This window comes from Flavobacterium sp. (genome assembly GCF_034111225.1).
Lineage (GTDB): Bacteria > Bacteroidota > Bacteroidia > Flavobacteriales > Flavobacteriaceae > Flavobacterium.
Genome location: NZ_JAWUXR010000011.1, coordinates 563307 through 583092, shown reverse-complemented (window position 1 = coordinate 583092; position 19786 = coordinate 563307). Strand labels below are relative to the sequence as shown.

At 31.7% G+C, this 19786-nt stretch carries 14 protein-coding genes and 1 tRNA gene; 9 read left to right on the top strand and 6 right to left on the bottom strand.

The features are described from left to right. The first annotated feature begins 121 nt into the window (after window positions 1-121). Both UXY25_RS08000 and UXY25_RS07995 read left to right on the top strand, forming a co-directional pair. The gene (locus UXY25_RS08000; RefSeq protein ID WP_320815475.1) at window positions 122-1354 is read left to right on the top strand and encodes a metallophosphoesterase; all 1233 of its coding nucleotides are present in this window, start codon (window positions 122-124) and stop codon (window positions 1352-1354) included. 76 nt (window positions 1355-1430) lie between these two features. After that, complete coding sequence (locus UXY25_RS07995) at window positions 1431-1727, top strand: thioredoxin family protein (RefSeq protein ID WP_320815474.1); 297 nt, start codon at window positions 1431-1433, stop codon at window positions 1725-1727. Here the strand turns inward: UXY25_RS07995 and UXY25_RS07990 are convergent. Then, window positions 1724-2350, bottom strand: coding sequence for a polysaccharide deacetylase family protein (locus UXY25_RS07990; protein WP_320815473.1), 627 nt, complete (start codon window positions 2348-2350; stop codon window positions 1724-1726). The two genes, UXY25_RS07995 and UXY25_RS07990, sit on opposite strands and share 4 nt — an antisense overlap. Window positions 2351-2428: 78 nt before the next feature. Then, window positions 2429-5635, bottom strand: coding sequence for a DUF2723 domain-containing protein (locus UXY25_RS07985; protein ID WP_320815472.1), 3207 nt, complete (start codon window positions 5633-5635; stop codon window positions 2429-2431). A 166-nt stretch (window positions 5636-5801) separates the two neighbouring features. On the opposite strand from UXY25_RS07985, the gene UXY25_RS07980 reads away from it, so the two are divergent. Next, window positions 5802-5872: transfer RNA gene (locus UXY25_RS07980), tRNA-Gln, on the top strand. Window positions 5873-5922: 50 nt separating this feature from the next. Here the strand turns inward: UXY25_RS07980 and UXY25_RS07975 are convergent. Then, window positions 5923-6747 (bottom strand): universal stress protein, encoded by an 825-nt coding sequence (locus UXY25_RS07975; protein WP_320815471.1) that lies wholly within the window; start codon window positions 6745-6747, stop codon window positions 5923-5925. A gap of 169 nt (window positions 6748-6916) precedes the next feature. Between UXY25_RS07975 and rimP the strand changes: the two genes are divergently transcribed. The 4 genes from rimP to UXY25_RS07955 all read left to right on the top strand — a co-directional run bounded on the left by rimP (window position 6917) and on the right by UXY25_RS07955 (window position 11950). Continuing rightward, window positions 6917-7384, top strand: coding sequence for a ribosome assembly cofactor RimP (gene rimP / locus UXY25_RS07970; protein ID WP_320815470.1), 468 nt, complete (start codon window positions 6917-6919; stop codon window positions 7382-7384). A gap of 13 nt (window positions 7385-7397) precedes the next feature. Next, window positions 7398-8636: a transcription termination factor NusA gene (gene nusA / locus UXY25_RS07965; protein WP_320815469.1), complete on the top strand. Its 1239-nt coding sequence runs from the start codon at window positions 7398-7400 to the stop codon at window positions 8634-8636. A 64-nt stretch (window positions 8637-8700) separates the two neighbouring features. Further along, window positions 8701-11475: a translation initiation factor IF-2 gene (gene infB / locus UXY25_RS07960; RefSeq protein ID WP_320815468.1), complete on the top strand. Its 2775-nt coding sequence runs from the start codon at window positions 8701-8703 to the stop codon at window positions 11473-11475. Window positions 11476-11557: 82 nt separating this feature from the next. Then, window positions 11558-11950 carry a hypothetical protein gene (locus tag UXY25_RS07955; RefSeq protein ID WP_320815467.1) on the top strand — a complete coding sequence of 131 codons (393 nt, stop codon included), beginning with the start codon at window positions 11558-11560 and terminating at the stop codon, window positions 11948-11950. 56 nt (window positions 11951-12006) lie between these two features. Here UXY25_RS07955 and UXY25_RS07950 read toward each other — a convergent pair whose 3' ends face one another. Genes UXY25_RS07950 through UXY25_RS07940 form a run of 3 tightly spaced genes read right to left on the bottom strand, consistent with a single transcriptional unit; the run spans window position 12007 to window position 15153 of the window. Continuing rightward, window positions 12007-14208 (bottom strand): TonB-dependent receptor plug domain-containing protein, encoded by a 2202-nt coding sequence (locus UXY25_RS07950; RefSeq protein ID WP_320815466.1) that lies wholly within the window; start codon window positions 14206-14208, stop codon window positions 12007-12009. 60 nt (window positions 14209-14268) lie between these two features. Next, window positions 14269-14763, bottom strand: coding sequence for a hypothetical protein (locus tag UXY25_RS07945; protein ID WP_320815465.1), 495 nt, complete (start codon window positions 14761-14763; stop codon window positions 14269-14271). Then, window positions 14764-15153, bottom strand: a complete 390-nt coding sequence (locus UXY25_RS07940; protein WP_320815464.1) for an SPOR domain-containing protein — start codon at window positions 15151-15153, stop codon at window positions 14764-14766. A gap of 219 nt (window positions 15154-15372) precedes the next feature. Between UXY25_RS07940 and UXY25_RS07935 the strand changes: the two genes are divergently transcribed. Next, the gene (locus UXY25_RS07935) at window positions 15373-16683 is read left to right on the top strand and encodes a c-type cytochrome (RefSeq protein ID WP_320815463.1); all 1311 of its coding nucleotides are present in this window, start codon (window positions 15373-15375) and stop codon (window positions 16681-16683) included. 33 nt (window positions 16684-16716) lie between these two features. Then, entirely contained in the window at window positions 16717-19767 is a 3051-nt protein-coding gene (locus UXY25_RS07930) for a TAT-variant-translocated molybdopterin oxidoreductase (RefSeq protein WP_320815462.1), read from the top strand. Window positions 19768-19786 lie beyond the last annotated feature (19 nt).

Here is a 19786-nt window from a genome sequence, read left to right as displayed (position 1 = left end):
AGATTTGATATTTTTTTCCAAACAAAAATACAATTCTTGTTTAAAAATACTTTGTTAAAATTGAATTAATATATAGTGTTATTTGTCAAGGACTTGCTTACTTTGCAAAAAAATAAAAGATATGCTCCGCGGTTTAATACCACTTCTATTAATATTAATGATCGAAATTTATTCGTTTCAAGCTGTTAAAACAATTGTAAAATCAAAATGGGTAATAGGAATTTATGTACTTGTTTCTCTTTTTATCATTGCATATATAGCCTATTTTATGTTTACTCACGATAGAGGAAATGGTCAAAATAAGCAATCCTTGTTTACAATTGGACTTCTTTTAATTACTATTTTGCCAAAAGTAGTTTTGACAATTGTTCTTTTTGGTGAAGATGTTTTTCGTTTTTTCGAAGGAATTGTTGTTCATTTTATGGGAGATAATGATGGAGGTAAGTTTTTGCCAGCCAGAAGAAAATTTGTTAGTCAAGTTGCGCTTGGAATAGCTGCAATTCCGTTTGCGTCATTATTGTACGGAATGACTATTGGTAAATATAACTTTAAGGTAATTAAACAAACTTTATTTTTTCCTGATTTACCAGAAGATTTTGAAGGAACGACAATAACACACATATCAGATATACACAGTGGAAGTTTTGATAATATTGAGAAAATTCAGTACGCAATAGACTTAATTAATGAACAAAATTCTGATATGCTTCTGTTTACTGGAGATATTGTAAATACACATGCAAAAGAAATGCATCCTTGGGTGGATACTTTTAAAGGTATTCATCAGCCTAAATTTGGTAAATATTCTGTTTTAGGAAATCATGATTATGGCGAATATTTTAAATGGGACTCTGATACAGAAAAAGAAGATAATTTTAATGCTATTAAAGATTTGCATCGTCAAATAGATTTTAAATTATTATTGAATGAAAATTTAAAAATCAAAAAAGGAAATTCTGAAGTTGTAATTGTAGGTGTTGAAAACTGGGGAAAACACTTTAAAAAAGTAGGGGACTTAGCTAAAGCTTCTGAAGGATTAACGAAAGAAGATTTTAAAATATTATTGAGTCACGATCCAAGTCATTGGGATGCTGAAGTACAGCATGATGATAAGCATTATCAATTGACATTATCAGGACATACGCATGGTTTTCAATTTGGAATTGAAATTCCCGGTTGGTTAAAGTGGAGTCCGGTTCAATATGTTTATAAACAATGGGCCGGTTTATATGATAACTTAGGTAGATATGTTTATGTAAATAGAGGTTTTGGTTTTCATGCTTATCCTGGTAGAGTAGGAATTATGCCTGAGATTACCGTAATAGAACTAAAAAAATCTAAAACAACAGTATAATTCATTAAAAATAGTACATTTGTATATTGTTTTTAGTGTTAAACTATAATTTTTTAACCCATTTAAACGTTAGTTTATGTCAAAATTTGGAGAACTAATAGATGCTCAAGTTCCAGTTTTAATCGACTTTTTTACAGAGTGGAACGAGCCTTCAGTTGCAATGAACGAAGTAATACGTCATGTAGCAGCAGCTCTTGGTGATAAAGCAAAAGTAATTAAGATTGATGTTGATAAAAACAGAGAATTAGCTGAAGCATTAAGAATTAAAGGTCTGCCAACTTTAATGATCTACAAAGAGGGTCAAATGATTTGGAGACAAAGCGGAGAATTAGACGCAAATACTTTAATTAGTTTAGTGCAAGAACAGGCTTAATTTATCTTATCAAAAATAAATCCTTTTTCTTTTAATTGCTGTATTAATTTAGGTAATACAAGTTGTAAATTTCTATGCGCTTTGATGCTGTCGTGGAAAATAATTATGCTTCCATTTGAAATATTTTTTAAAGTGTTTTTGAGACAAGCTTCGGGATTTAAAGAATTGTCAAAATCATAACTCAACACATCCCACATAATTATTTTATAGCCAAACTTTCTTAATTTTTTAGCCTGCTTGTTTTTAATTTTTCCGAAAGGCGGACGAAATAACAAAGTTTGTTTATCATGAGTTTTTAGTAATTTATTGTTGCATAATTCAATGTTTTTAAGGTATTCCCTTGTTGATGTTTTCCATCCGTTTAGGTGGTTGAAAGAATGATTTCCAATAGAATGATTATCTAGAACTATTTGTTTGAATACTTCGGGGTGTTTTTGAATATTGTCTCCAATACAAAAAAATGTCGCTTTTATTTCTTCCTTTTTTAAAAGTTCCAAAACCCATTCTGTAACTTCTGGAATTGGCCCGTCGTCAAATGTTAAATAGATTTTTTTTTCATTATTAGGTAAATCCCAAATGTATTTTGGAAAAAGCATCTTAAAAAATCTATTTGTTTTAAACATTCTAAACATAGGTTCAAAGCTAAAAAAAATGTGTCAACAAGTAAAATTGTTGACACATTTTTTATTTTTTAAAATATTTTATTCTGATTTTCTTCCAAAACGCTCAAACATTTTGTTGAAATTATTAAATTTTATTTTCTCTTGGTTGTATAATTCTAAATCACCTGAAATTTGCATGATTTCTAATAGCCCTCTGTAGCGCTCTATGTCGGTTACTATATCTACAGCCATATTTCTTTGTTCACTCAATTTAAAGCCATTAAAATAAGTCAGTTCTTCCTGATATTTTACAATCAATTGTTTCAAAACTGCTCTCGCTTTATCTTTTTTGCCAATTTCATAATAACCTTGTGCAAAAGGCTCAACAAGTGTATAATATTCAAAATACTCAACAGGCATTTTAGCCATTGCCAATTCAATTATTTTTTCTGCCTTGTCGTTTTTGCCTTCGTTAATTAAAGTTTCCATTAAACGAGCAAGGTTAGTTCTATAAGTAATTCCGTTTTTACGCGTTTCGGGGTCATGGTACATTTCTGGATTACCACTGTTTCCCCAATCCCATTTCATGACAATATTATACATTTTATCAGAATCTAAATATCCCATTTCTAATGGATTAGGACCTTCTTTTCCGTTTGAAGTTTTTACAGGGACTAATTTATAACACATGCCATCTAATTGAAGGTAGTCTTTCATCCATAAATAATCATCTTCACCAAAACTACCCCCAGTAAAATAAATTGGTCGTTTCCAATTGTTTTCACTTACAATATCAAGCATCATTAAACGGTTTTTGTACAATGCTTCGCCTTTAATTTTAAATTGTATTGCCGGAACAATAGAGTCATAGAATTTAGGAGAAACTACTTTGTTTTTTATCATTTCCTCCTTGTTTATTGGAATAATGATTTGGTTAGAAGGGTAATAGTTTACAAACTGACCGCTTCTAAGTTCAACTTTTGCTCTTTCGTCTTCTAACGAGATGAACTTTATTAAATCGCTTAATAAGATAGTGTCTTTTGTTTTCTCTATTAAGAAGCTGTAATCTCTATTACTTCCTCGATATAACTTCCTGTCAAAAGAAGAAGGAATTGGTTCAGAATCATATGCCTTTCTTTTCATTTGGTCAATGTACCAATCTGTCATGAATAAGCTCGTGTTTACTATTCTAATGTCGGTTCTGTATCCTTCAATTTCTTGAGCATACCATAATGGAAAAGTATCATTGTCACCAATGGTGAATAATATGGCATTTGGTTCACAAGAATCTAAGTAAGCTTTTGCCATTGCTAAAGCAGTGTGTTTTCCTGATCGATTGTGGTCATCCCAGTTTTCTTTAGCCATTAATACTGGTGTAGTAAGTAATGTAATTGCTAATGTAACAGGAATGGCAATGTTAGGTTTAATGTATTTTTTAATCCCTTCGTATATTGCAAAAACACCAACTCCTATCCACATTGCAAAAACATAAAAGGAACCTACAAGTGCGTAATCTCTTTCTCTTGGTTCAAATGGTCTTTCGTTCAAGTATATTTTTAAGGCTAAACCTGTAAATAGGAATAGTGCAAGTAGTACATAAAAACTCTTTAAATCTTTACGAGCATGGAAAATCATTCCTATTACTCCCAAAATGAATGGCAAGAAAAAATAAGTATTTCTTCCTCTGTTGTTTGCCATATCTGTTGTTAAGTTAGCTTGTGAGCCTAGTCTTATTTCGTCTAAAAAAGAAATTCCACTTAACCAATTTCCATTTAAGTTGTCGTATTTTCCTTGATTGTCATTTTGTCTACCAACAAAGTTCCACATTAAGTATCTCCAATACATGTAACCAAATTGATATTCAAACATAAACTTCATGTTGTTTACAAATGTTGGTTTTTCAATAATTAAGTATTCACCATACGTTTTTAAGAATTTATCATAATCTTCCATATCAACACGGCCTGTTTCATAAGCGGCTCTAAAGTCTGAAACTAATTGAATTAGTTGATTTTCTTCAGCGTACTCAGGATTTACTCTAAACTCTAAAGGTTCAGTAAAAGTCATGTAATTTTCATTATGATCAGAACTCCACATTCTTGGTAAAAATGCTTTGTGATTGTCATCAGTATTTTGTTCTGAATTAATATAGTTATTAGTTATAATGTATTTTCCACTAGCATTATCTCTTTCATAGTTCGGTTTCCCGTCTTTATATGGGTTTTCTTTATCTAATCCAGAATAAGCATCTGAAAATTGAGATCCATAAAATAAATGTTGTTCTCCATATTGTTCACGATTGTAGTAGGCTAAGACTTCGGCTGCATCTGAAGGTTTGTTTTCATTTATAACAACGTCTGCATTTGCTCTTACAGGTAACATTATCCATGTTGAGAAACCAATTAAAATAAATAAAGTGCAAAGCAATAAAGTATTGTAAAAAACGAGGTTTTTATTGTGAGTATATTTTAAACCAAAGTAGAAAACTGCAAGAATAAGTAAAAAAGCAAAAATTGTACCTGAGTTAAATGGTAGTCCAAGACCGTTCACCATAAAAATTTCTGTTTTACCAAAAAATCCTAAAGTGTAGGGTAGTAATAGTTTAAAAATAAACAATAAAATAGCAATTATTAAAACGTTTGCTATTAAAAAACTTTTAACCGTAATATTGTCGTATTTTTTGAAAAAATATAAAAATCCAATTGCTGGAATTGTTAATAAAGCCATGAAATGCACACCAAAAGAAAGTCCAATTACCAATGAAATCAGTAAAAGCCATTTGTTTCCTCTTTCTGTATCTAGGTCTTGTTCCCATCTTAATCCTAGCCAAAATAATAGCGCAATAAATAATGAAGCCATTGCGTAAACTTCGGCTTCAACTGCATTAAACCAGAAGCTATCTGAAAATGTATAGGTTAAAGAACCTATAAAAGCACTTCCTAAAATCATTAATTGAGTGTTTTTATCGCCATTTTCATTTTTAAATAAAAAGTTTTTAAATAAAAGTGTTAACGACCAAAACATAAATAAGATGGTAAATGCACTTGAAAAAACCGACATCATGTTTACCATTAATGCAATTTTACTTGCACTTGTTGCAAACATTGCAAAGAACGCTCCTAGCATTTGAAAAAGAGGAGCTCCTGGTGGATGGCCTACTTCAAGTTTGGCAGATGTAGCTATGTATTCTCCACAATCCCAGTAACTTAGAGAAGGCTCTACGGTTAAAGAATATGTGATTAAAGCAATTGTAAAAGCTGCCCAACCTAGAATAGTATTCCACTTTTTAAAATTAAATGATGCCATAAAACAATGAGTTTTTTATAGAGTTTTGCATTTTGAAATACAAAGAAACTATTTTTTTACTTATTGTAACGGATAATATTATTTTTTAATATTTTTTTTAGAAAAATTTGCAGGATAAAAAATATGTTTTACATTTGCACTCGCAATCGAAAAGGTTGTTTGGTATTGTCCCATGGTGTAATGGTAACACTCCGGTTTTTGGTATCGTCATTCAAGGTTCGAGTCCTTGTGGGACAACAAAAAAGTCCTGCTTCTAGCAGGACTTTTTTTATTTTACCGTTTTGCAGTTATATTTTAAATGTAATGACTGGTCTTTTAGCATGATTAACTAAGTCTTCACTAATACTTCCGTTAAAGAAATGCGCGATTCCTTTTCTGCCGTGAGTACACATTCCAATAATATCTACATCGTTGCTTTTTGCAAAATGTAAAATTCCTTTTTCTACATTAATGTCGTTGTAAATGTGAGTTGTAAAGTTTTTTGCAGAAGTGTCTTTTACAAAATCTTCCATAATTTTTTCAGCAACTCTCGTTGATTTAAAATTGTTTGGAGTATTAATGTTTACTAGATGAAGATGAGAATTGAACTTGTTTGCAAAAGCTGCTACTTTTTCAAAAGGTTTTTTTATCTCTTCTGAAAAATCTGAAGCAAATACAAATTTATCAGCACTAAAATTAGGCTCTTCCTTTTTTATTACTAAAACAGGAACATTAGAGTTTCTTACAACTTTTTCCGTATTAGATCCAATGAACATTTCTTGGAAGCCTCTTGCTCCATGTGATCCCATTACAATTAAATCTACACCATGGCTTTCTCCATTTTTGATAATTCCTTCAAATGCCATTTCAAATTGTATAATCTTTGTAACCTTTAAACCGTCTAAGTAACTTGCCTGCATTGCATCATTCATTCTGTTAACTGCTGCGTTTTTGAAAAGCATCAATTCAGGAATGTCATGAGAATTAGATAATGCATCGCCGCCAGCACTTGGTAATTCAAGCATATGCAACAAAAACACTTCTCCATCATTTTTTTTAGCAATTTGCGCAGCTACTTTTAAAGCATATTCTGCATGTTTTGAAAAATCGATTGGTACTAGAATTTTTTTCATAAATAGTTATTTGTAGTAATGTTATATTTTATAATTGGTACAATAAAGATACGACTTAAATCTTATATAGACAATTTTTTTTATTTCAAAAATATTATTTATATTTGCGCAAATTATTTGTTATTTAATTAATAATGAGGCACGCACTGCGTGCCTCTTTTTATAAGATATGACGTTTACAGATAAAGTGAGTGAGTTGGTTAATGAAGTTTTTGATTCTAGAGAAGATTTGTTCTTAATAGATTTGAAAATTGACAGTTCTAATAAGATTATTATTACCTTAGATGGTGATAATGGTGTGAACTTACAAGACTGTATCGAAGTAAGTAAAGCTATCGATGATAAGTTAGATAGGGAAGAAGAAGATTTTTCATTAGAAGTTGCTTCTGCAGGTGTTTCTAGTCCTTTAAAATTGGTAAGACAATTTAAAAAGAACCTAAACAGAACCTTAAAAGTGAAAAAGACTAATGATGAAGTTATTGAAGCTCAATTAACAGCGGCTTCAGATGAAAATATTACTCTTGAATGGAAAGCAAGAGAGCAAAAAAAAATAGGAAAAGGAAAAGAAACTGTAGAAAAGAAAGTACAACTTTTGTATAGTGAAATAAAAGAAGCAACAGTTATAATATCATTTTAAATAAAGAATTAGCATGGAGAATATTGCATTAATTGATTCGTTTTCAGAATTTAAAGACGACAAGCTCATTGATAGAGTTACCTTAATGGCGATTTTAGAGGACGTTTTTAGAAATGCACTTAAAAAGAAATATGGTTCAGATGATAATTTTGATATTATCATTAATCCAGATAAAGGGGACATGGAGATTTGGAGAAACAGAACTGTTGTTGAAGACGGTGAGGTGGAAGATTCAAATTCTGAAATATCTATATCTGAAGCAAGAAGAATAGAGCCAGATTTTGAAGTTGGTGAAGAAGTTTCTGAAGAAGTGAAGTTAATTCAATTAGGAAGAAGAGCTATTTTGGCTTTACGTCAAAACTTAATTTCTAAAATTCATGAGCATGACAATACAAATCTTTATAAGCAATTTAAAGATTTAATTGGAGATATTTATACTGCAGAAGTTCATCATGTACGCCCTAAAGCGGTTATATTGATGGATGATGATGGTAATGAAATCATTTTGCCAAAAGAAAATCAAATTCCAAGTGATTATTTCAAAAAAGGAGATAATGTAAGAGGAATTATTGAAAACGTTGAGTTAAAAGGGAATAAGCCACAAATAATTATGTCTAGAACATCTCCAGATTTCTTAGAAAAATTATTTGAACAAGAAATTCCTGAAGTTTTCGACGGATTAATTACAGTTAAAAAAGTAGTAAGAATTCCAGGTGAAAAAGCAAAAGTAGCTGTAGATTCTTATGATGATAGAATTGACCCTGTTGGTGCTTGTGTTGGTATGAAAGGTTCTCGTATACATGGAATTGTACGTGAATTAGGAAATGAAAATATTGATGTTATCAATTATACTTCAAACATACAGTTGTTCATAACAAGAGCATTGAGCCCTGCAAAAGTATCTTCAGTTAAAATTGACGAAGAGAAAAAAACGGCAGAAGTTTTCTTAAAAGTTGAAGAAGTTTCTAAAGCAATTGGTAGAGGTGGTCATAATATCAAATTAGCTTGTTTAATGACGGGATATGAATTAGATGTTATTAGAGAAGGAGTTGTTGAAGAAGAAGATGTTGAATTAAGAGAATTCTCAGATGAAATCGAAGGATGGATTATTGATGAATTCGAAAAAATAGGTTTAGATACGGCGAAAAGCGTATTAAGCCAAGATGTTGCAGATTTAGTTAGAAGAACAGATTTAGAAGAGGAAACTATTTTAGATGTTGTTCGAATATTAAAAGAAGAATTAGAAGATTAATTTTTAATTTACTATTCCTAAGACTAAACAACATAAATACACAAAAGAATTATAAAAAGATTATATGTCTGACAATAGAGTAATAAGAATCAACAAAGTTTTAAGAGAGTTAAATATTTCTCTTGATAGAGCTGTGGACTTTTTAAAAGAAAAGAATCATGAAATTGAATCTAGTCCTAATGCTAAAATATCTCAAGAAGAATACAACATCTTATGCAATAATTTTTCTGCCGATAAAGGTAAAAAAGTTGCATCTCTTGAAGTAAGTGAGGAAAAGAAGAAGGAGAAGGAGGCGCTTAAAAAAGAGTTAGAAAAAGAACAAGAGTTGAAACGTCAGCAAGAAGCAGAAGCAGAAAAAAAACGTCAAGAAGTTATCAAGGCTAAAGCTGTTGTTGAAGCACCAAAATCTGTTGGGAAAATTGATCTTAACCCTAAAAAAGTAGAGATTAAGAAACAAGAAAAAACTGTTGAAGCTGCTCCTGTAGAATCGAAAAAGGTTGATTCGGATCAAGTTTCTGAAAAACCTAAAAAAGAGAAGCCCAATAAACCTAAAGTAGAAGTTTCTAAAAAAGAAGAGCCAAAAGCATCTAAAGAAGCTGAAAGTTCAACTCCAGAAACTACTGAAGAAGAAACGATAACAACAAATTATCAAAAACTTTCTGGAACTACTTTTACTGGTCAAAAAATTGATTTAAGTCAATTCAATAAACCTAAAAAGAAAAAAGAAGACCCTAAAACAGTAGGTAAAAAAGCAGACGCAACTGCCGGAGGTAATAATGCAAACAAAAATAAACGTAAGCGTATTACTAAGCCAGTTCCAGGTGCAAAACCAGGTGCTGCAAATACTCAAGCTGGTGGAGTTAAGAAAGTTTTTTCTAAAGACAGTAGGTTTAGTAAAGGTAAAAAAGTAGTTGTTCAAAAAACTGAGCCTACTGAAGAAGAGGTTAAAAACCAAATTAAAGAAACTCTTGAAAGACTTCAAGGAAAAGGTAAAAGAGGTTCAAAAGCTGCAAAATACCGTAAAGATAAAAGAGACTCTCACCGTCAACGTGTTGATGATGAGTTAGAACAAAAAGATTTAGATAGCAAAATTTTAAAAGTTACTGAATTTGTAACTGTTGGAGAAATTGCTTCTTTAATGGATGTGCCTATTACAAAAGTAATTGGAACTTGTATGTCTTTAGGGATCATGGTAACTATGAATCAGCGTTTAGATGCTGAGACACTTTCAATTGTTGCTGATGAATTTGGATATGAAATTGAATTCATAACTACAGATATTGAAGAAGCTGCTGAAGTAATTTTAGACAAACCAGAAGATTTAGTACATAGAGCTCCTATAGTTACTGTAATGGGACACGTAGATCACGGTAAAACATCTTTACTAGATTACATTAGAGATACAAATGTAATTGGTGGTGAATCGGGTGGAATTACACAACATATTGGTGCTTACGGAGTAGAATTAGAAGGTGGAGAAACAATTGCTTTCTTAGATACTCCAGGTCACGAGGCTTTTACCGCAATGCGTGCTCGTGGTGCTCAAGTAACAGATATTGCAATTATTGTTGTTGCGGCGGATGACGATATCATGCCACAAACAAAAGAGGCAATTAGCCATGCACAAGCTGCTGGAGTGCCAATGATTTTTGCAATTAATAAAGTAGATAAACAAACAGCAAACCCTGAAAAAATTAAAGAAAAACTTGCGGCAATGAACTTACTAGTTGAAGACTGGGGAGGTAAATACCAATCGCATGATATTTCTGCAAAAATGGGTACTGGGGTTAAAGAATTATTAGAAAAAGTATTGCTTGAAGCAGAAGTTTTAGAGCTTAAAGCAAATCCAAATAAAAATGCCATTGGTACAGTTGTAGAAGCACAATTAGATAAAGGTAGAGGTTATGTGTCAACAATATTAGTACAAGCCGGAACTTTAAAAATTGGAGATTACATGTTAGCAGGTAAAAACCATGGTAAAATTAAAGCGATGTATGATGAACGTGGTAACAATGTTACTGTTGCAGGTCCGTCAACTCCAGTTTCTATATTAGGTTTAGATGGAGCGCCAACAGCAGGTGATAAGTTTTCTGTTTATGATGATGAAAGAGAAGCAAAACAAGTTGCTGCAAAACGTACGCAATTACAACGTGAGCAATCTGTTCGTACTCAAAAGCACATTACGCTTGCAGAAATCGGTCGTCGTATTGCATTAGGTCAATTTAAAGAGTTAAACATAATCCTTAAAGGAGATGTGGATGGTTCTGTAGAAGCTTTAGCTGATTCGTTCTCTAAATTGTCAACAGAAGAAATTCAAATCAATATTATTCATAAAGGTGTAGGTGCAATTACTGAATCTGATGTGTTATTAGCTTCGGCTTCTGATGCAATTATTATTGGATTCAACGTTCGTCCTCAAGGAAATGCTAAGCAACTTGCTGAAAAAGAAGAAATCGATATCCGTAACTATTCAATTATTTACGCTGCTATTGATGATTTAAAAGATGCAATGGAAGGAATGCTTTCTCCAGAATTGAAAGAAGAAATTACAGGAACTGCAGAAGTTAGAGAATTATTCAAAATTTCTAAAGTAGGTACTATTGCAGGTTGTATGGTTACTGATGGTAAAATCTTAAGAAATGGACAGATTCGTTTAATTAGAGAGGGTGTTGTAATATATACTGGAGAATTAATTGCTTTAAAACGATTTAAAGATGACGTTAAGGATGTTTCTAAAGGATATGATTGTGGTATGCAAATTAAAGGATATAACGACCTTAATGAGCTTGATGTTATCGAATGTTTCCATGAAATAGAAGTTAAAAAGAAATTGAGATAATACCTTTCAATTTTATAAATATAAAATCCCAAGTTTTCACTTGGGATTTTTTTGTTTATATTTATACTATAAATAGTTCCTTATGAAAATACGATTTCTCCTTATAGCGTTATTAATTTCTACATTTTTTTCTGCTCAAAATAAAGAATGTGAAAGGTTTAAAAATGGAAGTTTTTACTACCCTTCTATGCCAGATAAAATTTCAGTTAGAAATGGTTCTGTGCAAAAAAGTTATGAGGATGAAAATTTAGAAATGATTTGGGATGTTAATTGGATAAACGATTGTGAGTACGATTTGATTTGTGTTAAAATACTAAGTAATACTTCAAATTTTGAAGTAGGTGAAAGAATTAAAGTAAAAATTGTTTCTTCAGTAAAAAACTGCTATTACAGCATGTTGACTGTTTATAATAAAGAATACCCAAAAGGCTATGCTTTGCCTGGAGGACCTTTTCCACTTTGTAAAAAAGAATAAAAAAAATTCGCTTACAGATTAATGTAAGCGAATTTTTAATTAAAAAAGGATTTATCTTAAAAACTATATTTTATTCCGCCGTAAATATTTCTTCCAGGAGCATTGATTCCTGATGCAAAAACGCGGTATTGTGTATCTAATATGTTTTCTACACCAACAAATAAAGTTCCGCCTCTAATGATGTTAAATGCCGTTTTGAAATTGTATGTTTCCCAAGCTGGCATTCCTCCATTAGGAGCGTATTGTTCGTTATCTTCACCATTTAAGTAGTAATCACTAATAGGTTTTTTACCATTGAAAAGTATATAAGCTTCAAGTGTTCCCCAGCGTTTAGCATAATTCAAACCAAGTTTTCCGTAAAAAGGAGGAATGTGGTCTAAAGGGCTTCTTCCGCTATCTTCAGTAATTCTTCCTAAAGTGTAATTAAATGATCCGTTTAATTGTAAATTTTCAAATAGATATGCTTTTAAATTAGTTGAAAACCCTGTTACAAAAGCTTTCCCTTTATTTTGATTCGCTAAAACTTGACTGTTAACTCCGTTATATAAAATAGTAGATTGGCCTTCATATATAAAATTATCAGTTACAATAGCGTCAAAAAAGCGTGTATAGAAATACGTGTTTTCTAGTTGAAAACGTTTGTTGTTGCTTTTGATTACAAAGCCTAAATCTGTAGTTATGGTTTTTTCTGGACTTAAATCTGCATTTGGAACAATAACATATCCTCCACCAGACTCAAATACTTTAGCTAAATCATCAATATTAGGAACCCTAAAACCACTACTAATATTTGTTTTTAAATCAACATTTTTAGAAGGTTGATGGATTAAACCAGCGGTTGCGCTGTAAGTAAAGTTTTGTTGGTTAATTGAGTTAAAAGGCAATGGAAAAAATGCATCATCATCAATGCTACTGTGTAGTAAAGTGTATCCAGCTCTTGCGCCTAAGTTCCATGCTGTTTTAGCGGTTGACTTTTCATTATAAGAAATATAAAAATCATTTCTCATCATATAATTGTTTCCATTTGGGTAACGAGTATCAATATTTGAAACAGCTCCCGTATTTATGTTGTTTGAGTACGCATCAGATTTTAGGGTTTCATAATATGATTCTAAACCATAAAATAGCTCTCCCTTTGTGAATTTTTTATGTAAATCTATAGACGTAGAGAACATGTTTACTTTTTCCGTTCTGTTTTGCAAGTTGTAATTTCCAAATCTTCTATTGTGTCTGCTTTCTTCTACGTTTTGGTAGGCAAAGTCTACTTTAAAGTCACTGTTTAAAATAAGTTTTTCTTTAGATAAACTGTAAATTGCAAGTAATCTCTTTTGTGGTCCATAATACCATTCTGCATTTTTCAAACCTGTAGAAGACGAGACGTCTGTTAATCTATCATATCTTGGAACATCTGTTGAAGTTGAGTATTGAAAGTTTAAGCCGTGTTCAAATCCTTTGGCCGTTTTATAAGCCAATTTTTGCATAAAATTATACTGTTTGAAAGCGGAGTTTTTCTGAATATATTTATTTTCATTTGCCACTAAAATATCAACTCCGTTTACGGTCTCTACATAATAGTCTCTTTCTCCAAAGTAAGGATTGTTTTTATTTCTTTTTTTCCCCATTCTTAAGTCACCGAAATCATTATAAGAAAATGAAGTCAAGGATGCCCAATTTGTTCCTGCAAAATTCAAATCAAAATAACCAGATTTTTCTTCATTTACTGAACCATATCGAGTAGAAGCGTTACCGCTTAAAAACTTAGTATTACTGCTTAAATACTTTGCTTTTTTAGTATTCATGCTTACAGTTCCACCAAGTGCATCACTTCCAAAAAGAGTAGAGGTTGGTCCATAAAATATATCTACATTTTCAAGTAAATTTTCGTCAACTGTAATTGCATTTTGCAAATGTCCTGAACGGAAAATTAAATTATTCATTCTTACTCCGTCTACCATTAAAAGAACTCTACTAGATTCAAAACCTCTAATAGTTGGACTTCCACCGCCTTGTTGTGATTTTTGCACGTGTAAATTTCCTGAATTGGCTAATAAATCAGCAGTGTTTTGATAGTTCTGAAATTCAATTTCTTTTTGAGAAACAGATTCAATTTGAAATGGAATCAATTCTTTCGACCTCGGCACTTTGTTAGTTACTACGATAACTTCTTCAAGTTGATTGGTTTTAATTGTGTCTTTTTGTGTTTGGGAAAACCCAAAAGAAAACACTATCAATAAGGTTAAGTTTATTAATTTTTTCATTAGATATTTTAATTATTTAAAAGTCTTTGTTTAGTTTTTGTACTCTAATCTGAAATCTTTTTAAACAATTGGCGGTTTAAGTATAGGGATAACTACTTTGATGTTCTTATTTTGTTCAAAATAAAAATTATTTTGTCTTCCGTCAATTGTGATAAAATTATTTTTAATTTCCTCCTGAAAAGTTAAAGATAGGGTAATTCCTCTTTTAAGTTTTGCTTTGTTTTTCTTTGATTTTTCTTTTTTTAAAGAATAACTGAGGTATTTTACAAAACTTTCATTTTTATCTTCAATTACAAATAATTTTATCGTATTCTTTAAATGATCTACTTTTTTTATATCGTAATAAATATTGTCTACAATGATTTCTTTAGTCCCTTTTAGCAATAAATATTCCTTTTTTGAAAAAACAAAAGTAGTCTTGCAATTTGTTTTTTCAATAATATAGGATTGTCTTAATTCAATAAATTTATGGACTAATCCATCTGCATTTTGAAAAAATAATTGCAAACCAAATAAGGTGAATAATAAAAATAATATAATTTTATTTAAAATCATTTATTTACCTGGTTTTATTAAAAGCGCACTCGGATATTTCTTTTTAATGTCTATTAATACCTTTTCAGCATGAAGTCTAGACTTGTAATTCCCTACATATACTTTGTAAGTAGGATTTGAGTATATTATTGTGCCCTCAATGTCTTTGAAATCTCTTTTAAATTCAGAAAGTTTCTTTTTAGACTCTTCTCCAGAACCATAAAATATTTGAATTTTATAACTATCTGTAATAGATATGTTATTATTTATTTTTTGTTTTTCTTTAAGTAAAAGTTGGAATTTTGCATCTTGCTCAACAGTAGTTTTTGATTCTTGTGCAAAAGTTTTTGAGCTTAACAATAAGAATATGAAACTGATAAGTAGAATTGGTCTAAGTGCTAAATTTCTCATAATGAATTATATTTAAAACAAAAATACAACTAAAAATAGAATTCAAAACCCCTCAAATTATTTAGAATAAATATAAATTACATTTTAAGATAATATTAAGGTTTTTAGAATAGTCCGAATATTGTATTTTTGTCGGAGTTTAAAATTAAAGTGCGATATTTTTATAGTAGTTATTATAACTAATATCGTACCAATTTTGTCGATAATCATTAATTAAATATGAAAAAGGTGGGTAACCATAAGTCGTTTTCAAAGATTTTCTTCAGTTTAGCTTTATTGCTATCTTTTTCTTTATCTATGTATTCTCAAGATGCTGCTGAAGATGCGGCAGTTCCTGTTACGGCAGGAGCAGATGCAGTAAAGGGTAAAGAGTTGTTTAATGCTAATTGTGCAGCATGTCATAAATTAGATGCTAAAGCAACGGGGCCTGCGCTTCGTGGTGTAGCGGATAAGTATGATAAAGAATGGTTGTATAAATGGGTAAAAAACAGTAGTGACCTTATTAAGTCAGGAGATGCTCAAGCAGTAAAGGTGTATGAAGAAAACGGAAAAGTTGCAATGACTGCTTTTCCTCAATTGTCAAATGCTGACATTGATAATATTTTAGCTTATACCTCAGAAGTTTTGCCAACGCCTACTGGACCTGTTCCAAGTATGGAAAATGCATCAGCCAATTCTGATTCTGGAATTTCAAACAATATAATATTAGCTGCGCTTTCTTTAGTGTTGTTGATGTTAGTTGTTATGTTGTTCTTGGTTAGAAATGTTTTAACTAAAATTGCTAATTCTAATGGTATTGAAGTTGCTTCTAAAGAAAAATCTTTACCAATATGGAAAGCATATGCTAAAAATCAATTTTTAGTTTTGGTAACAGCAGTCTTGTTTCTATTGATGTCTGCATATTTTGCATACGGATATTTAATGCAGGTTGGTGTAGATCAAGATTATGAGCCAATACAACCAATTCATTATTCTCACAGAATTCACGCAGGTGATAATGAGATAGATTGTAAGTACTGTCACTCAGCTGCAAGAGTTAGTAAGCATTCTAATATTCCATCATTAAATGTTTGTATGAATTGTCATAAAAACATTGGTGAGGTTACTCCTGAAACATTGGCGGAAGGAAATGAATATGGAGTTGATTATAATAATGAGATTCAAAAGTTATACGACGCAGTTGGTTGGGATAAGTCAGCTCAAAAATATACAGGAAAAACTACTCCGGTGAAATGGATTAGAATTCATAATTTACCTGATTTCGTTTACTTTAATCACTCACAACACGTTACTGTTGCAGGTGTTGAATGTCAAAAATGTCATGGTCCTGTTGAAGAAATGGAAATCATGAAGCAACATTCTCCATTAACTATGGGATGGTGTATTAACTGTCACAGAGAAACAAATGTGAAGGTTGAAGATAATGAGTACTATAAAAAAGTACACGAAGAGCTTTCTAAGAAATATGGTGTTAGTAGTTTAACTGCTGCGCAAATGGGAGGTTTAGAATGTGGTAAATGCCACTATTAATAATAATTAAGAAGTTTAATATCTATATATAATATGGCATCAAACAAAAAATACTGGAAAAGTGTTGAAGAACTAAACGAAAATAGTTCTATTGTTGAGACGCTAAGAAACAATGAGTTTGTTGAGCAAATTCCTGTAGATGAGTTTTTAGGAGATAAAGATTCACTTGCAAATGCATCAACTTCTCGTCGTGACTTTTTGAAATACGTTGGATTTAGTACTGCGGCCGCTTCGTTAGCTGCTTGTGAAGGTCCGGTTGTGAAATCAATTCCTTATGTTATACAGCCAGAAGAAGTAATTCCGGGTGTAGCAGATTATTATGCAACTACAATTGCTGATGGTTTTGATTTCGCTAACATTTTAATTAAGACTCGCGAAGGTCGTCCAATTAAAGTTGAAAACAATAAATTAGAAGGAGCTGTTTCTGGAGCAAACGCTAGAGTTCATGCATCTGTACTTTCATTATATGATAGCTTACGTTTAAAGCAATCAAAAATTGCAGGTAAAGACGCTGCTTGGTCAGAAGTTACCTCTAAAATAAAATCTTCATTAGAAGACGCAAAAGCTAAAGGCGGAAGCGTAGTGTTGTTAACTAATACTATTGCAAGTCCATCTACTGATGCATTGATTGCTGATTTAGTTGCAAAATATCCATCTGTTAAGAAAGTGGTTTATGATGCGGTTTCAGAGTCAAATGCTTTAGATGCTTTTCAATCTGTTTATGGTGTAAGAGGGTTAGCTGATTATGATTTTTCAAAATCAGACGTAATCGTTTCTGTTGGAGCTGATATCTTAGGTGATTGGCAAGGTGGAGGTTATGATGCTTCTTATTCAAGAGGACGTGTGCCTAAACAAGGTAAAATGTCTAAGCACTTCCAATTAGAGGCAAATATGTCTTTAGCTGGTGCAAATGCAGATAAAAGAATTCCGTTAAATGTTACGGAGCAAAAATTAGCTTTAGTAAAAATTTATAATACTATTACTGGTTCTTCAGTTGTAACTGCTAAAATTTCAAACGAAGATTTAGTTACTAAAGCTGCGAGCCAATTAAAAGCAGCTGGTTCTAAAGGAGTTTTGGTTTCTGGTTTAGATGATAAAGACGCACAATTATTAGTTTTGGCTATTAATATTGCAATCTCTTCTGAATCTTTCAATCCTTCTGCAGCTCGTTTAACTAGAAAAGGAGATGCAAAGGCAGTTGCTCAATTAGTAACTGATATGAATGCTGGTTCTGTTCATACTCTAATTATGAGCGGTGTGAATCCGGTTTATACTTTAGCAAATTCAAAAGAGTTTGTTGCTGGACTTAAAAAAGTAAAACTTTCTGTTGCTTTCTCAATGAAGGAAGATGAAACAGCTAGTGTAACTAGTATTGCTGCTGCTGCGCCACATTATTTAGAATCTTGGGGAGATATTGCTCTTAAAAGAGGACATTATAGTGTAATGCAACCAACAATTCGTCCATTATTCGATACAAAACAATTACAAGAAGTTTTATTATCATTAACTGAAAATGCTACTTCTTATCACGATTATTTAAAAGGTTTTGCTGCAAGTCAGTTAAACGGAAAAACTTGGAATCAAACGGTTCATGATGGTTTTGCTGTTTCTGAAGTTGCACCTTTATCTGCAAGTGTTGTAGATGCATCAGCTTCTGCTTCAAAATTAGCTTCTTCAAAATCTACTGGACTTGATTTGGTATTGTATACTAAAACAGGAATGGGAGATGGTCAACAAGCAAACAACCCATGGTTACAAGAGTTTCCTGATCCAATCACAAGAGCTTCTTGGGATAATTACGTTACGGTTTCTAAAGCTGATGCTGAAAAATCAGGGTTAGAAAATTGGAACGTAGCTAATGGTGGTTTAAATGGTAGTTATGTTACTTTAAAAGTTGGGAATACTACTTTGAATAAAGTGCCTGTTATTATTCAACCAGGTCAAGCTAAGGGAACTGTTGGTTTAGCTTTTGGTTACGGTAAAAAAGCTTCTATGAAGCAAGAAATGCAAGTAGGTGTTAATGCATATGAATTGTATGCTAACTTAAATGCGAATCAAACTGTTTCTATTGCTAAAGAAGAAGGTGAACATGAATTTGCTTGTGTTCAATTGCAAAAAACATTAATGGGTAGAGGTGATATCATCAAAGAAACTACCTTAGAGATATTTAATTCTAAAGATTCTGCTGTTTGGAACCCAGTTCCAATGGTGTCTTTAGATCATAAAGAAACTCCTGCTACAGAAGTAGATTTATGGACTTCATTTGACAGATCAACAGGTCATCATTTCAATTTGTCTATTGATTTGAATGCGTGTACTGGATGTGGAGCTTGTGTTATTGCATGTCATGCAGAAAATAACGTTCCTGTTGTAGGTAAAGATGAAGTAAGAAGAAGTAGAGATATGCACTGGTTGCGTATTGATAGATATTATTCTTCTCAAGAAACTTTTGATGGGGATAACAAACTTAAGGGAGGAACTACTGGTCTTATGGATTCGGTAAGTACTTTAGCTGCAATGGAAGATCCGTCAGAAAATCCTCAAGTGGCTTTCCAGCCTGTTATGTGTCAACACTGTAATCATGCACCTTGTGAAACAGTTTGTCCTGTTGCTGCAACATCTCATGGTAGAGAAGGTCAAAATCAAATGGCTTATAATCGTTGTGTAGGTACTCGTTACTGTGCAAACAACTGTCCATATAAAGTTAGAAGATTCAACTGGTTCTTATACAACAAAAACAGCGAATTTGATTATCATATGAATGATGATTTAGGACGTATGGTATTAAATCCAGATGTTAATGTTCGTTCACGTGGAGTTATGGAGAAATGTTCTATGTGTATCCAAATGACTCAAGCGGTTAAGTTAAACGCTAAGCGTGAAGGTAGATTAGTAAAAGATGGTGAATTCCAAACGGCATGTTCTGCTGCTTGTTCAAGCGGAGCAATGGTTTTTGGAGACATAAACGATAAAGAAAGTCAAGTTGCTGCTTTAGTAGAAGATGACCGTATGTATCACTTATTAGAGCACATTGGTACAAAACCAAATGTAATCTACCATGTTAAAGTTAGAAACGATAAATAATTATTAATTAAGAAACAAT

What these genes read in the sequence shown, in the direction of transcription:
- UXY25_RS08000 (WP_320815475.1), top strand. Translation starts at nt 122, where the DNA reads ATGCTCCGCGGTTTAATACCACTTCTATTAATATTAATGATCGAAATT.
- UXY25_RS07995 (WP_320815474.1), top strand. Translation starts at nt 1,431, where the DNA reads ATGTCAAAATTTGGAGAACTAATAGATGCTCAAGTTCCAGTTTTAATC.
- UXY25_RS07990 (WP_320815473.1), bottom strand. Translation starts at nt 2,350, where the DNA reads ATGTTTAAAACAAATAGATTTTTTAAGATGCTTTTTCCAAAATACATT.
- UXY25_RS07985 (WP_320815472.1), bottom strand. Translation starts at nt 5,635, where the DNA reads ATGGCATCATTTAATTTTAAAAAGTGGAATACTATTCTAGGTTGGGCA.
- UXY25_RS07975 (WP_320815471.1), bottom strand. Translation starts at nt 6,747, where the DNA reads ATGAAAAAAATTCTAGTACCAATCGATTTTTCAAAACATGCAGAATAT.
- rimP (WP_320815470.1), top strand. Translation starts at nt 6,917, where the DNA reads ATGACGTTTACAGATAAAGTGAGTGAGTTGGTTAATGAAGTTTTTGAT.
- nusA (WP_320815469.1), top strand. Translation starts at nt 7,398, where the DNA reads ATGGAGAATATTGCATTAATTGATTCGTTTTCAGAATTTAAAGACGAC.
- infB (WP_320815468.1), top strand. Translation starts at nt 8,701, where the DNA reads ATGTCTGACAATAGAGTAATAAGAATCAACAAAGTTTTAAGAGAGTTA.
- UXY25_RS07955 (WP_320815467.1), top strand. Translation starts at nt 11,558, where the DNA reads ATGAAAATACGATTTCTCCTTATAGCGTTATTAATTTCTACATTTTTT.
- UXY25_RS07950 (WP_320815466.1), bottom strand. Translation starts at nt 14,208, where the DNA reads ATGAAAAAATTAATAAACTTAACCTTATTGATAGTGTTTTCTTTTGGG.
- UXY25_RS07945 (WP_320815465.1), bottom strand. Translation starts at nt 14,763, where the DNA reads ATGATTTTAAATAAAATTATATTATTTTTATTATTCACCTTATTTGGT.
- UXY25_RS07940 (WP_320815464.1), bottom strand. Translation starts at nt 15,153, where the DNA reads ATGAGAAATTTAGCACTTAGACCAATTCTACTTATCAGTTTCATATTC.
- UXY25_RS07935 (WP_320815463.1), top strand. Translation starts at nt 15,373, where the DNA reads ATGAAAAAGGTGGGTAACCATAAGTCGTTTTCAAAGATTTTCTTCAGT.
- UXY25_RS07930 (WP_320815462.1), top strand. Translation starts at nt 16,717, where the DNA reads ATGGCATCAAACAAAAAATACTGGAAAAGTGTTGAAGAACTAAACGAA.